General features: G+C 58.6%; 12 protein-coding genes and 1 pseudogene. 4 read left to right on the top strand and 9 right to left on the bottom strand.

All coding sequences use genetic code 11. The features are described from left to right. Positions 1 to 212 precede the first annotated feature (212 nt). The 6 genes from AB4Y42_RS11410 to AB4Y42_RS11385 form a co-directional block, all read right to left on the bottom strand. The gene (locus AB4Y42_RS11410; RefSeq protein WP_368694193.1) at positions 213 to 572 is read right to left on the bottom strand and encodes a hypothetical protein; all 360 of its coding nucleotides are present in this window, start codon (positions 570 to 572) and stop codon (positions 213 to 215) included. Further along, positions 569 to 1,252, bottom strand: coding sequence for an SOS response-associated peptidase (locus AB4Y42_RS11405; protein WP_368694192.1), 684 nt, complete (start codon positions 1,250 to 1,252; stop codon positions 569 to 571). The genes AB4Y42_RS11410 and AB4Y42_RS11405 overlap by 4 nt, the downstream gene beginning before the upstream one ends. Positions 1,253 to 1,549: 297 nt before the next feature. Continuing rightward, positions 1,550 to 2,734, bottom strand: coding sequence for a tyrosine-type recombinase/integrase (locus AB4Y42_RS11400; RefSeq protein WP_368694191.1), 1,185 nt, complete (start codon positions 2,732 to 2,734; stop codon positions 1,550 to 1,552). Between the two features lie 3 nt (positions 2,735 to 2,737). Continuing rightward, on the bottom strand, positions 2,738 to 3,400 hold the full coding sequence (locus tag AB4Y42_RS11395; protein ID WP_368694190.1) for a hypothetical protein: 663 nt from the start codon (positions 3,398 to 3,400) through the stop codon (positions 2,738 to 2,740). Beyond that, positions 3,397 to 5,457, bottom strand: a complete 2,061-nt coding sequence (locus AB4Y42_RS11390; protein WP_368694189.1) for a hypothetical protein — start codon at positions 5,455 to 5,457, stop codon at positions 3,397 to 3,399. The genes AB4Y42_RS11395 and AB4Y42_RS11390 overlap by 4 nt, the downstream gene beginning before the upstream one ends. Before the next feature lie 21 nt (positions 5,458 to 5,478). After that, complete coding sequence (locus AB4Y42_RS11385; protein WP_368694188.1) at positions 5,479 to 7,548, bottom strand: hypothetical protein; 2,070 nt, start codon at positions 7,546 to 7,548, stop codon at positions 5,479 to 5,481. 173 nt (positions 7,549 to 7,721) lie between these two features. On the opposite strand from AB4Y42_RS11385, the gene AB4Y42_RS11380 reads away from it, so the two are divergent. Continuing rightward, positions 7,722 to 7,997 (top strand): helix-turn-helix domain-containing protein, encoded by a 276-nt coding sequence (locus AB4Y42_RS11380; RefSeq protein WP_368694187.1) that lies wholly within the window; start codon positions 7,722 to 7,724, stop codon positions 7,995 to 7,997. A gap of 54 nt (positions 7,998 to 8,051) precedes the next feature. Here the strand turns inward: AB4Y42_RS11380 and AB4Y42_RS11375 are convergent, their stop codons facing one another. The 3 genes and pseudogenes from AB4Y42_RS11375 to AB4Y42_RS11365 form a co-directional block, all read right to left on the bottom strand. Beyond that, positions 8,052 to 8,885: a thymidylate synthase gene (locus tag AB4Y42_RS11375; protein WP_368694186.1), complete on the bottom strand. Its 834-nt coding sequence runs from the start codon at positions 8,883 to 8,885 to the stop codon at positions 8,052 to 8,054. 163 nt (positions 8,886 to 9,048) lie between these two features. Further along, positions 9,049 to 9,630 (bottom strand): annotated as a pseudogene (locus AB4Y42_RS11370) (thymidylate synthase); the annotation flags it as partial. Positions 9,631 to 9,942: 312 nt separating this feature from the next. Beyond that, complete coding sequence (locus tag AB4Y42_RS11365) at positions 9,943 to 11,328, bottom strand: sigma 54-interacting transcriptional regulator (RefSeq protein WP_342921819.1); 1,386 nt, start codon at positions 11,326 to 11,328, stop codon at positions 9,943 to 9,945. A gap of 549 nt (positions 11,329 to 11,877) precedes the next feature. Between AB4Y42_RS11365 and AB4Y42_RS11360 the strand changes: the two genes are divergently transcribed. From AB4Y42_RS11360 to AB4Y42_RS11350, 3 genes are all read left to right on the top strand, one after another. After that, positions 11,878 to 12,417 (top strand): hypothetical protein, encoded by a 540-nt coding sequence (locus AB4Y42_RS11360; protein ID WP_368694185.1) that lies wholly within the window; start codon positions 11,878 to 11,880, stop codon positions 12,415 to 12,417. A gap of 122 nt (positions 12,418 to 12,539) precedes the next feature. Continuing rightward, positions 12,540 to 13,040, top strand: a complete 501-nt coding sequence (locus tag AB4Y42_RS11355) for a hypothetical protein (RefSeq protein WP_368686644.1) — start codon at positions 12,540 to 12,542, stop codon at positions 13,038 to 13,040. Then, positions 13,037 to 13,666, top strand: coding sequence for a hypothetical protein (locus tag AB4Y42_RS11350; protein WP_368686645.1), 630 nt, complete (start codon positions 13,037 to 13,039; stop codon positions 13,664 to 13,666). The genes AB4Y42_RS11355 and AB4Y42_RS11350 overlap by 4 nt, the downstream gene beginning before the upstream one ends. Positions 13,667 to 13,669: the final 3 nt, after the last annotated feature.

Here is a 13,669-nt window from a genome sequence, read left to right as displayed (position 1 = left end):
CTCTTCGCACACTCTAGCCAGTGCCGGGGCGCCGCATAACTATTCGAATGAGTAGGCCCCCGCGATTCGCCGTCACGGTAAGTTGCTCAAAGTGGTTGACCGAAACCTGTGCGACTTCAGGCGCGGGCCGGGACGAATTGTCCGAAAAGTGTATGAAACTTGGCCGGCTTGTCCGAAAAGGGTAGGTTTTGGAGTTCACAGCGGCGGACCGTCTATATCAGGCTGGCGTCGTGGGACAGATGCGCGATGCACATCGCGTGAACCTGCTGGACAACGGGCTTCCGATAGTCGAGAAACCAGCCGCGATTCAGGTTGAAGAGCTGAACAAGATCAGCCTCGGCTTGAGGGAATGGCAAATCAAGCGCCTTCAATGAGACTACTCGGCACGCTTCGATGAGCAGCGCGCGCTCTAGCCAATCGCATTCAGCGCCGTTGGAATTGAGCCAAAATTGCGCAGACTCGATGAGATGGAGGGTACCCAACCAGTCGCCACTTCGAGCAAATGCAAACAGCTGGCCGACCACGAGGAACGTGAGCAGCTCGGCCTTTGTTTCGTCATCCAGCTTCTTCATTGCGCGGCGTCCGCATTCGTAGCGGCCGTACTGCTCTTTGGCCCGCGCGGCGGCGCGGGACACGCCTCGGCTTTCATCAGATCAGCAGGGAAGAGATTCAGGAACGAGCGTGCCTCGTCCGTCGAACTGCTGTGCAGCCAGTTCTCATAGTCCGTCGGTCGGACTATGACAACGGAGCGCTTCTCGTCGCCCGGCTTGTGAAAGCGCTTCATCAGCGGGTGCTCGCTCGAGTTAACGGTGAGCATCGTGAACGACAACGCTTTGCCTTCGTGTCCGCCATCCCACTCGCGCCACAGCCCGGCAATCGCGAATGGCTGGCCTGACGCCATATCGATGCGCCAGCGGATGGCTTTCCCGCTCTCGTAGTTCGGCTCGTAGAACGCTTCGCATGGGATAAGGCACAACTGCAGCCGCTTCCACGCGCCGCTGAAGCTACGCTTCTCGCCAACCGTTTCCGCGCGCGCGTTCATCGTGTCGAAGACACGAACGCCGGGCGGGATGTGCTTGCGCGGCACCATCCCGAACGTTGCGACGTCGGCCCTTTCTGCGTCGACCACGCGCCTGAGAATTGGCGCCGGATAGTCCTTGTACACGTCATCGCGCCACGGGCTATCGGGTGGTTCGACGCCGAAGTGCTTGAATAATCGATCGCGGCGCGCTGCTGCGTAGTTCGTGCACATAGGTCCTCCCTCAACGCAATCCCATCTTGACCAGATCGTGACCTTCCTGGATATACTGTACATTCATACAGTATTTTTGTCAGGTCATGGAGCCAGTTTGGGAATACAAGTGGGCAGTCTGGGACGAGGTCAAAACACGCTTCGTGCCCACGCCGATCTGGCTTACCGACGAGGAGGCACGGTCCGACTGGTACGCCTACGACATGTGCGTCTACCGACTTGAGCACCGCTCCCGTTCAACAGTTGGTGAAGGTCATCCAGACGCCGTCGGCGGTGGCTTCTCCGCTGTTCTCTAGCTTAACGAACCTCGCGGCTGTACCGCGCCTGCAACTCAATATCAAGGTAGCTCCTCAGCGACTCAATGCGGCTTTGACCCATCATCTCCGTTAGCTTGAGAAGGATGTTCTCCTCACGGATATCTCGAAGGCTTCCTGCTTTCTCCATTTCGATATCGACCAATGCTTTAACGGTCTCTGTCGCGAATCTCGCTCTCACTCGGTGGTAAGTCAGCCGCCGCGTTCGTTTTGCATCGCGAAAATGCTTGCTGAGCCTGCGGCTCATGTATTGCCTGCTCAAGGGTTTTCCCGTCCGTGGACCAGAAAAAATGAAATCTTTTCCCTTTGCTGCCGCGCCGCTCAGCAATAGAGGCCTGACATTCTCGATATAGTCATAGATGTCGCGTATCAGGTTCGGCGGAAATGAGACCTCATGCTCAGCACCTCCTTTACGTATCAGCCTCAGCACAACGGCGACATCCGTACGCTCCGAGTCCTCGGCCTCGAGAAGGCTCGGCAAATCGCAGAAACGGAGGTTTAACACCTCGGAAAGGCGAAGCCCAGCATCTTCGGCGATGTTTAGGATTAGTACGTCGCGCCTCGCCAAGTCCCAACGGGCGTCGGCTGCTCTGGCATATGCGTCATCCATCTCAGTCTTCGTTGGCACTCCCTTTTTTCTCGATTTCGTCTTGCCACCGCGATACAGAAGATTGCTCACGATGACTTTGCGATGTCTACGCCGCTCAAACCACACCTTTACAGGTGCCTCGGGATCTTTCGCAACATCTCCAATTCGATGGGGGAATCCTGGGATCTTGGAACAGTGCCACAAGAAATGATAAGCCACCGACAGTTTCGCGTTTATGGCTCGCGGCAGGACGCCCGCGCTCTCGTCGCGATTTCTCCAGCGTTCAAGTTGTTCATCGTCTATCTGATTTAGGAGTACACGTATGTCCCGCTGTACAGGCCGTCGTTCCAGTCGTGCGCGCATCAAATCGTCTTGCTCGAGGAAAGTGCATAGATTTACCAATGTATGAGATAGCTGCAGCGTTGTTCCAGGCACGATCCTGCGACTTCTCGTTGAAAATCGGATAAAGGAATTCACAGCATCGACCGGATGATCGGTGCCCGACATCGCCAGAGGGACACCGTCGTATGACGCACCATTGATGACACAACCATCGCCAGTCCGAGTCATGTAGGCCATACATCAACCTTCTGGGCGGACGACGCGAAACACCATTTCGCCGTGCTGCCGACGTAGCGCCGTCAGTTCTTCCGTGAGCGATGCTACTGTGGTGTCGGCCATGCTGAGGGAAATACGAATTCGTTCGATTTCGACAGCTTGCTCATGGTTTGCACGACTTAGTCCCGCGATAGTCAGGTCCATTCTGCGCTTGTCACGGCGTAGTCGCCGAATGATTTCACTCATTGACGGAGCCTTTTCCCGACGTCCGAGCTTCTCAAGGCACTCCAATTGCCCGACGAGGACGGCAATCTCGGAGGCCAACGCTGCCGTGCCCAACAGCCTGCTGGCATCGCAAATCACCGATTCTTGAATAGGTACAAAGTCAAGCTCCGATAGTATGACCGGGTGCTTCTGATAGACCTTCAGATGCTTGAGCAATAGAGTTATCACCGAGAGCAACCCCGCCAAAGTTGGATTCTGCTTCGCATTGAGCGTGGATGGGCTCTCAATGGGAAAAATGCACAACTCCGGAAAGTCCATTTTTCGAAATTGCAGCATCGTCGCGGGAAGTTGAAATCCTGCAGGCTCGCCAGTACCGAGGTACTCCCGGATATATCGTACACGCGCGCTTATTGTTGCCAGCAACGCGTTACGGCGTTCTTCGTTGGAACCAGAGGCTTTCATACCGCCGCTCTCGTCAGCGCTGAGGTAAATGATTCGAGTGTTCTAAGGTTTTTTTGCAACCTCACCTTCCTCAGTCGAACGGTATGTTCACTGTACAACTCGGTACGGACCTTCTCGCAAGCAGATTCCCAACGCGGGGTCCGTGTCGTGTCCGACATGAAGAATATGCATCCGCTACACTTTCCTTCATCGGAAGCAGTCGTATCAGGCCGACCGTCATACTCTAGGTTCGGCGGCTGTGTTGTATCTCGCCGACATGCTGCTCGCCTGAGGTGAGAAGGTGCGTCCGAACATCCGCAGAATCCCCATGGCGTGGCGCGCAGCACGATACCCTTCGCTTTAGTTAGCCTATCAAGTTTTTTCTTCAGATCGCCTTCGGTTGCAAGCTCGAGTTCCGGAAGAAATCGCTCTACCAGCTTCGTCAATTTCTTGGCGTAAATGCCCGCGCTTCCGACCGTCTTCTTAACCATGTTGGCTATTTTGCGACGCGTCAGCTCGCCAAGCTGTCGGTCGATTTCATCAAACAAGTCACGAGAGCCGCAGTAGCGGATGGTCACCTGGAGATTTAGGTGCCGTAGGTGATAGCTCAGTGCGTCGAGATCACCAGCATCGTATCGCCAAACATAGAGAACAGCGAATAGCTTCCTCAGTTGATGGCGTGCAATCGGCCAACGTTCCCCTGTCGGGACCCCAAGAGAAGACGCACCTACGAAATCTGCAAAATCTTGCAGAGCCTCACTACTATTGAATCGCGCGCTCTTCTCTGGATTCCCGTACTGCGGCATATCGAAAAGCAGGTCACCATGTTCGCAATCTTCGGTTCCTATCTGGGCGTACATCTCCAATACCGCCACCGCGTCGACGATCAATTTCGAGCATGGGGTACGCTGTGTATCTTGAAAGTTTTTTCCGATGTATGACTCAAGCCAATATCCTGTTTCCTCGGTACCCGAGCAAGCGCCTTGGCGTAGACTCCTAATTTCGATATCTCGTCGCCCCGAGAGCGTGCCGATGCATGTATAGCATGCTGCCGGTAACATTCGCGTAAATACGGAGCGCACTGATAGAGTGCCACTCTGAATTCTATTGTCGAATACGATCGGTCGCGGCAGTAACCCATGTAAGTCAGCGTTGACCAACTCGAGCAGCTCGTTACGACGTAGCACGAACTCTGCCTCGTCGAGCGCTCCTTTGCGCTTTACTAAATCGACGAGCAGCTCTCGGAAGTCCAGAAGTACCGGTGCGACACTTATGACCCATCGCGCAGCTTGGTCCATCAACCGCATCGCGGCCTCGATCGGAATCAACCGAGTACCTTCCTGTTTCCCGGTTTCTACCGTCGAAATCGCGTCCCTAACGTGATCTTCGGGGTCGAACTGAAGTCTGGTCTGTCCTGGACCGCACAAGCGATGCAAGAGCGTAATTGCGTACCCCTTGCTGTACAATGCCGACTCCGACATATTCTTTTTTTCTCGGGCGGCCTTGCTTTTTAATCCGTGAAGAATCTCGCCACGCACTTCTTCCACAACGCCGTTTAGCCAGCGATTGCGCGAGAGATTCGATGCTTCTAGGATATCGGTGAGGCCTACGCTAGTTATATCGAATCCTGAGCTTCTCAGCTGTTTCAATGCCGTTCTGATTCTTTCACGAGCGTTTAAGGCACCTTCGGAACCACCCTGCGCGCATGCGTGGAGGTAGGCCTCGATATCCCATGGCTGTACTGTTTCAAGGCGACGGTGTCCACGGTCCACTAACCAGTAAATCCAGCTGTACTGATTAGCGACACTTGTGCGCATCGAGTCGACATTGGTAAGCGTGTGCTCGTAGTCTGCGCCTCCCCATATCGCTGAAAGAGACGAATGCATTGCATCGAGGAAGTGAGCGTTTTCAGGCGATGTCAGACGCGTACCGTCTGGCATCGGGCGGTCTATTTTGACCATTCCAGAATTTCCTGATGCGTCCACCACTCTCCACGCCTTTCCACCATCCATAATCTCAATCGAAGGCTTCGAATTGATTTGGACGTCTAAGTTAGTGTTCAGTGCCGGAACTATCATAGTCACTTTTCCAATTGACGATTACTTTTCTCTAAGAAGTCTGCGCTCAACTTTCCTTAAAAGCGCAGCGTGAGAAGTACGCTTCAGTTTCGTGATTAGAGCGACCGCAAAAGCCAATTGTGGCAACAGCTCACGCTCCCAAGTCCCAGAGGCGTTGGCTTCCAGGAATTCCCTCTGTGATTCGAGGCTGCACCTCATTCTCAATGCATCCTCGACTGTCTCCTCGTCAATGACAAGTAGCTTCGCTTTGCAGTGCAGACAGGAGAGACCCGCATCCTCACAATCTTCCCCGGAACGGGAAGTAGGCCCATGCCCTTCTCTGGGACTTCTACACCGTAACCCGTTGCCAGTTCGTTCGGCGGTCTTCAGCAGCTGCCGGCCCTCGTCCGCAGTCATTCCCAAAGCCTCTTCGAGATTGAGCCCATTGAAGGCGATGTCCGTTTCGAGGATTTTTTGAAATTCACGAATCTTTGCGGCGTACAGGAGCCGCACAGGCCAGATGTCCGTATAAATACGAGTCGAACTGCTTGTCTTGCTCCTGTGCTTCGCCAACACTGCCGCAACCTTGGTACGCCCGTCACCAATAAGCGTACGGTCGAGGAGGAATGATTGGCGAATAGACCCAGGCAACATTGCTCGGTCTTGCACGTCGGCCGCGTCGCGAAGCAAATAACGAAGCCTGTTCGCCAAAAATTCTTCGTTTGCAGCAGATGGTGCGTCGTCATACCAGCGAAACATCAACAGCGTGTCGACAAAGGCTGGATGCGCACTGCGAGCTTGACTCGTCATGCTCACGACCAATTCGATTGCCTGCGGTACCGTAAGGCGCACCGTAGCATCAGAAACCGGAAAGGTGCCGACAATCGGCTGCCAGTTGCTGCGTGCCTTATAGCTAACTACGCGGACGATGCCCGGCTCGTCGGTCGGCTCGAGGCAATTCGGCCCAAGCATTAGGGCCGAAGCGACGTTGTCGCCGGAATCCACGAGATAGAGCAGACCGGCGGCGGCGATCCCGTCTGGGTCACACGTCAGCATTGCTTGGATTCGCCGCCGGCCGCCGAGCATTCGGCAGACCTCCTTGAAGTGTTTCCCGGCGCGGACCTTCATAAACTCACTCGGTTGGGGTAACTTCCCTGCGTATCTTTCGACGCTCATGCGAAGTAGGTTTCCGAGCGCAACTCCGGGATCGTCTAGAGGGAGAAGAACCTTTAGGTCGCACACGCCATGTGCGATAAGCTTTTTCAGCTCATCTTGGATAGCACCAGTTCCGCTGTAGGATTGTGCCAGCGCTACCTTCCCTTCATTGAAGAGTGCCGCCGCATGCACGATTGCGTCCTCTGCGACCTTCCGGATGAGTTGCAACCGTTGCGCGTTGATTCGTTGAAACGCACTCCTAAAAGCCTCCTCGCTCGCGAGTAACGCAGTCGGAACACTTTTACTCAGATTGACGACGTAGTCGGCGACGTCAGGAGGCAACGCAACACCCGAGTCGCTGGCAAGTCGTCGTAGCTCTTCAACAATTTCGTCACAGAGTGTGTCTCTCTTCTTCTCCTCAACAAGCGAAGGCTTGTGAGTGCCGTGTGCGTGGTAGTTCGCGGGCATCTTGGGGAAGGCAATCTGCGGAGCCTTGCCAGCGAGAAACAGTGCTCGCAGACTCGACCGGAGGCAATTCAGCTGTTCGGCAAGGGTGGTTGCCTGCTTTGGATACATCGCCGACCGTTTTGATGCGAACCAGCGCCTTACGGCCGTTTCAAGAAGGGACCTATCGCGCAGGACGTTGCCCGCAGGGGCGCTAGCAACTTCGACACGTAGATGCTCATCTTCAGCGACGAATCCGACGAAGTTCTGCATCACGTAAAGCTTAGCCAAGGCATAGCGCCGGCTCTCTCCATTGGAAAACGACTTCGCCAAAGTCGCGGCGATTTCGTCTGCGAACGACGACGGCAGAACCTTGGAGAGAAAAGAGAACTCGAAGACCCTATCCAATGCAGGGATTTCGTAAACAAGCGGCGCTCGTCGTATCACCATTGCCGCGACGCTTTCTCCACTCTCCGACACCATCACTTGCCTCGGTTGTCTCGGCTTGGACATGCGCCTCCATCTCCGACTGGACTGAGCGAGAAACTGGGGAGAACAGGTCGTACTGGCGACCACGTATAACGTAGAATGCGCAAATGTAAAGTGCGCCCAACGATACCCGGCTGGCCATATTGCCATCAAATTGATACTTTTTCGTATCTATTAGATTCAAAATAGTAGCGCAGATGATTGATGTCAAGGCAAAAAAAATGACCACGGAGCTTATAGAGGACTACGAAGACCGTACCCGCCGCTTGCTCGCCGCCAATTTGCGCAGCGCGCGTGCGCACAGAGGCCTCAATCAGGAAGAATTGGGGCAGCTTGTGGGCCTGCACCGCACATACATTGGCGGCTTAGAGCGAGCGGAGAGAAACGCCTCGTTGGATACGATTGCGAGAATCGCGAAGGCGTTGGGATACGAAGTGTACGAACTGCTGAGCCCGACACTGCGTGTGAGATGACAATGTTTACGAACGTGAGGCAGACAGCGCTGCCCCACATTCGAGAGTCGCTACTCAAACAGCGATAGGAGCCTTGATCGCCGGATGGTGCTGATAGTTCTCAATTACGAAGTCTTCGTAGCGATAGCTGAAGATGTCGTTCGGCTTCCGAGCAAGCTTGAGCGCCGGAAGCGGGTACGGTGCACGTTCGAGTTGTTCGTTCACCTGTTCCAGATGGTTCAGGTAGATGTGGCAATCACCCCCCGTCCAAATCAGCTCGCCGACTTCCAAGTCGCACTGCTGTGCCAGCATATACACGAGCACCGCGTAGCTCGCGATATTGAAGGGCGTTCCTAGGAAGACGTCTTGACTGCGGCAGTACAACAGGCAACTCAGCTTGCCTTCGTTCACGTAGAACTGGGCGAGGCAGTGGCAAGGCGCCAATGCCATGCGGCCGTCCTTCACGTTGTCGACCGGCGAGACGCTCTCGTCCGGAAACTCTGCCACATTCAAGGCCGTCAGCAACAGACGGCGCGAGTTCGGTCGGCCCTTGATCTGCCGGACGAGTTGCTCGACTTGGTCGACAGTTGTTCCGTCCGGGCGCGGCCAAAAACGCCACTGATGCCCATAGACAGGACCGAGATTCCCGTTTTCGTCCGCCCACTCATCCCAAATGGTGACGCCGTTCTCGTTCAGGTACTTGATGTTTGTGTCACCGTTCAGGAACCAGAGCAACTCGTGAATGACGCTCTTCATGTGGATGCGCTTCGTGGTCACGAGAGGAAAACCCTTTGAAAGGTCAAATCGAAGCTGGCGCCCGAAAACACTAATCGTCCCGGTGCCGGTCCGGTCCATCTTCTTGGATCCGGTCGACAAGATGTCACGCAAGAGGTCGAGGTATTGAATCATGTTCGAGCTAAAAAAGGGTCGTATGGTGCCGCGGGGGCCTACTATATTAGTGGGGCTTGAGGACCAGCCATGAGCTGCCCGTAATGTTACGGGCAATCGCTTGCCGTCGCTCGGCTGCCCAGCAAAGGGTTCGGCGAAGCCCGTAACTGCACCGAGTCACAAAGAGGTGGCAAGCCGGCAGCGCGATCTCTTCGAGCATGGCCGGATTCCAGCCATGAAACAAAATTCGCCGGTCGGCCGGGTTGCTCATGATCGTATCGAGACACTGGCGCAACTGGTCCACCGCCTTGTAGAGCAGCACCTTGGCGCGGCCATCCTCGGTAAATCCTGCCACGCGCGCGTAGCCGCGCGATTGCGCGTCGGCGAGCTGTGCGGAGGCGTCGGCGTCGAGCACCTTGTAAGCTGGCCAGCGCCGCCATTGCACGCCGTACACGTCGCCCAGGTCGTCCGTGCCCTGGCGGTACGGGTTGGCGAGCCACTGGGCGTTCTCGTTGGCGTTGGCGTCCCAGACCTTGCAGCCCAGCGCCCGGAAGTCGGCGGCGCTGCGCGAGGCGCGCAAAAATCCGATCAGTTCGCCCACGGCAGACTTGAACGCCAGCTTCTTCGTCGTCACCGCGGGGAAACCTTCCTGCAGGTCGAAGCGCAGCATGGCGCCCGGCTGGCTGATCGTGCGGATGCCGGTGCGGTTTTCCTGCCAGGTGCCGGTGTCGAGAATCGAGCGGACGAGCTCGAGATACTGTTTCATGCGCGGTTCCCTCGTCGGGCACGTGGCGCCCGGTTCGGATTCAGGATGGAAAAGAAGGATTTTACCCGGCGCGCGCGTTGCGGGTCGGCCGCGCCGAAAGCGCAAGTCCATCACACAACGGGGACAAGGGCGCAACGCCCACAGGACGGGCTACGACGAGCCCGGGAACAGGTTCGCGGCGCAACAAGGCGCGGCGAGATGAAACGCCATGGCAATGGCCGGGAAAAGCGACGGCACACGCCCCATGCGCGAAGCACGAAAGCGCCGCTCGCCTCAATCGACGTCAATCGGGCTCAAGCAGCCCACTCCGCCTCAACCGCCCGAAGCCAGGCCGCCCGGATGCGGCGCGAGCGGCTCGCTTTCCATATGGCGCATGCCATGCGCGCACAAGAGCCGGTACAGCGTCACGCGCGAGATGCCGAGTTCCTGGGCGGCGTCGCCAAGGCGCCCGCGGTGGCGCAGCAGCGCGAGTTCGATGGCCTGGCGCTCGGCAGCTTCGCGCGCCTGGGCGAGCGAGACCGGCACCACCTCGACGTAGTCGCCGAGTTCGAGATCGCGCGCCGTGATCGCACGGCCCTCCGACATCACGATGGCGCGGCGCACTCGGTTGATCAGCTCGCGCACGTTGCCGGGCCAGCTGTAGTTGTGCAGGGCTGCGATGGCGTCCGGAGAAAAGCCACGCAGGCGCCGGCTGCCGTCCTTCTTGAAGCGCTCGAGCATGTGCCGCGCGAGCAGCTCGATGTCCTTGCCGCGCGCGCGCAGCGGCGGCTCGTCGATCTGCAGCACGCACAGACGGTGATACAAATCCTGGCGAAAGCGCCCTTCCACCATCGCCGCGCGCATGTCGACGTGCGTGGCCGAAATGATGCGCACGTCCACGGGAATCGACTGATGACCGCCCAGGCGCTCGATCTTGCCTTCCTGCAGGAAGCGCAGCAGGCTCGCCTGGCTTTCCATGGGCAGGTCGCCGATTTCGTCGAGAAAGAGCGTGCCGCCGTTGGCCGATTCGACCCGGCCGACCTTGCGCTGGCTCGCGCCCGTGAACGCGCCGCGCTCGTAGCCGAACAGCTCGGACTGCAGCAGGTGCGGCGGGATGGCGCCGCAGTTGATCGGCACGAACGGCGCGCTGCGGCGCGCCGAGCGTTCGTGGATCGCCACAGCCGTGAGTTCCTTGCCCGTGCCCGACTCGCCCGAGATGAACACCGGCGCATCGGTCAGCGCGACCTTGCGGATCGAGCGGAACAGCGCCAGCATCGCCTCGCACGAGCCGACCATTTCGCCCTCGGTGCCGCCCGTGGTGTCGTTCGAGGCGACTTCGCCAAGCGAAACCATGCCATACGCATGGCCGACGGAATCGACGATCCGGTCGCCGTTCCAGGGGACCGTTACGTAATCGAAACAGTAATCGCGCACCAGACGGCGCAGCGTGGCGTCCTGCAGCTGCCCCGTCGTGGTCGCCGCGACCCAGCCGACGTTGGGCAGCGTGAGGCAAGGCTCGAACGAGCCGATTTCGTGCAGATGGAATTCACTTGAAAGATCGAGCAGCCCGCCCGCAGGCATACCCGCACGGAGGGCGCGCCGCGCGTCCCGCGCGTTGCCGACGATCTCCACCTGCCAGCCACGCTCGTGGAACCGTTCGTTCAACGCTTCGACCGGTTTTCGCGTCACGTACACCAATTGCCGCGTTGCAGGTTCCATTATTCAGATCCTCTTGCCAACACCATCGTTTGGGAATGACGGCACGCACCTGAATGTACAGACACGCAGCAAAAAGCGACTTTCGCGTACCTGAAAAAAACAGTGAACGCGCATGCTTTTGCTGACAGTGAATCCCCGAGTTGTGGCGTGTGTGTCAACTTGCCCAGTTGCGGGCGTTTTCTTTTAGGCATTACGGCTTTTTCTGAAGCTTACTATAGCCTCGTGGCACTTGGATAGAATTTATGCGGCAGGAATGGATAAGGGACCGATGGAAATGTTTCCACCACTTTCCCGGCATTTTGTCAGTGCAGAAATAATTACGGATGTTTCCTTTCTCTCAATAGCTAAGCGCCTCACGCGCAAACGTTCTCCTTTGAAACCCATATCGCATTCCAAACGGGTTTAAACGGCCTCACGTTTCAGCACTGAAACATTTTGGCGAATATCCGCCATTCAAATTTTGCAGAGAATAGTGCGGTTCGAAGCGTATCAATGGATTGCGGGCGATGGCACACGTTTCGCTAAATGTCTCGCACCAGGAGATACGCCATGCGACTCAACATCCAGCAGGTCCGGCGCAGTGTCATCGGCTACGGCAGTGCATGCGCCGCCGTGCTCCTTCCCGCCGCCCTCCTCGTCCTCTCGCCCGGTGCTCGCGCACAGTCGGTGGACGATGCGCCTGGCGCGCCAACCGCCGTTGCCAGCGTCGCCAGCGCCGCCCCGGATGTCGTTCCTGCAACACCTGCGGCACTCGTTCCCGCCACGCTCGCAGTGAGCGCGCCGGCCGGCGATGTCCCCTCGACCGCCACGGACCCGGCCAGCCCCACGACCGCCAGCGCCCCGGCCGACCCCGTCACCTCCGGCAACGACGGCGTCTTCGCGGGCATCGGCTCGCTCGACGACCAGACGCTTGCGCGCCAGCGCGGCGGCGCCGTCGGCATGGTGATGGTGGCCGCCACCCCGCAACTGATGCGTGGCAACAACAACGTGACGCTCTGGGACGAAATCGCACCGCCCGCACCGCTGCCGATCCCCGTCGACGCCACCCAGAACGCGCAGGGCAACCTCGCGAGCTACACGAGAAAGTAACGATGAGATAGCACCCGCGCCGCTTGCGGCGCGGTGTCCTGGTTCGCTGCGAACACGCGCAGCCAGGGCGAAAGGACCGGACCAGGCGCCGATACGCCGACGCCGGCCAGGAGGAGACCAGCATGAGAGCACGCAACTCGACGCGCGGCGCCAGCCGCCGGTCGGCCCAGGTCGCCGCCGCCCTGTGCGGCTTGCTGGCCGCGAGCGCCACGGCGAGCGTGGCCGCCCAGCAGGTCACGAACCCCGGCGACGTCATCGTCGAACGTGACATCACGCCGCGCAGCGCCTTCGACAACGTGCCGAAGAGTCAGGACCCGGTGCTCGTGCGCGCGACGACCTTCCCCAAGAACAGCTTCGACCCGGCGATGGCGACGCTCGTCACCGACACGGATCTCACCAACGCGCACGGCTCGAGTGGCGTGAACGCAAACGGCGCATTGAGCGCGCAAACCGCCGGCGTCCAGGCGCTCACGCGCATTCTCACGGGCAGCGCGACGGGCTCGAACGTGGCGGCCGGTGCCGGCGCGAGCGCCGGCGTCGGCGCCGGCCTCGGCGGCACGATTTCCTCGACGATCACAGGCGCGCTCGCCCCGCTCACGGGCGCCATGGGAGGCATGAAATGAGCCGTTCGATCCACACGTCACGCACGTTGCGCACGGCGCTTTCCGGCGCGCTCGCCTGCGCCGCCGCGCTCGCCTTCGCGAGCGCCGCGCAGGCCCAGGTGAGCGTCGGCGCGACGGCGAGCATCGCCCCGGGCGCCGCCACGTCGACCACCGGCGCGCTCACGGTGAACGAGACCGCGGGCGTCGACAACGCGCAGGCCAACCAGCTGACGATCACGACCGGCAACGTGTCGATCAACGTGAACGGCGACGAGCAGCTCGCCAGCGTCACGGCGCAGCTCAAGGGCGCAAGCGCAACGATTGGTGCAGGAGCTTTTGCAAACACGAACGGCGCAATGATGGTGAATCAGTCGGCGGGCGTGGGCAATGTCCAGCGCAACACTGCGCTCATCAGCAGTGGTGCGATTGGTGTAGTGGCGGTCTCGGACGGGGAACTGTCCGCGGCGGCTGCTCAAAACGGCGGTCATGGGCAAACGGCCCAGGCAGGGGGCATTCGTGAGGTACGCATCGACAATGCGGCATTCAGGAATGCGACGGGCCTCGTGCAGGTGAACCAGACAGCCGGCGCCGGTAACGCTACGGCAAACAGTTTTGTGCTCCGTCCCCCGGCGGGCACTCTTTTTTAACTG

Origin of the sequence: Paraburkholderia sp. EG286B (assembly GCF_040965655.1) — a bacterium.
Taxonomy (GTDB): domain Bacteria; phylum Pseudomonadota; class Gammaproteobacteria; order Burkholderiales; family Burkholderiaceae; genus Paraburkholderia.
Note: the sequence above shows the minus strand (reverse complement) of the source record. Positions and strands in the feature narration are given on the sequence as shown.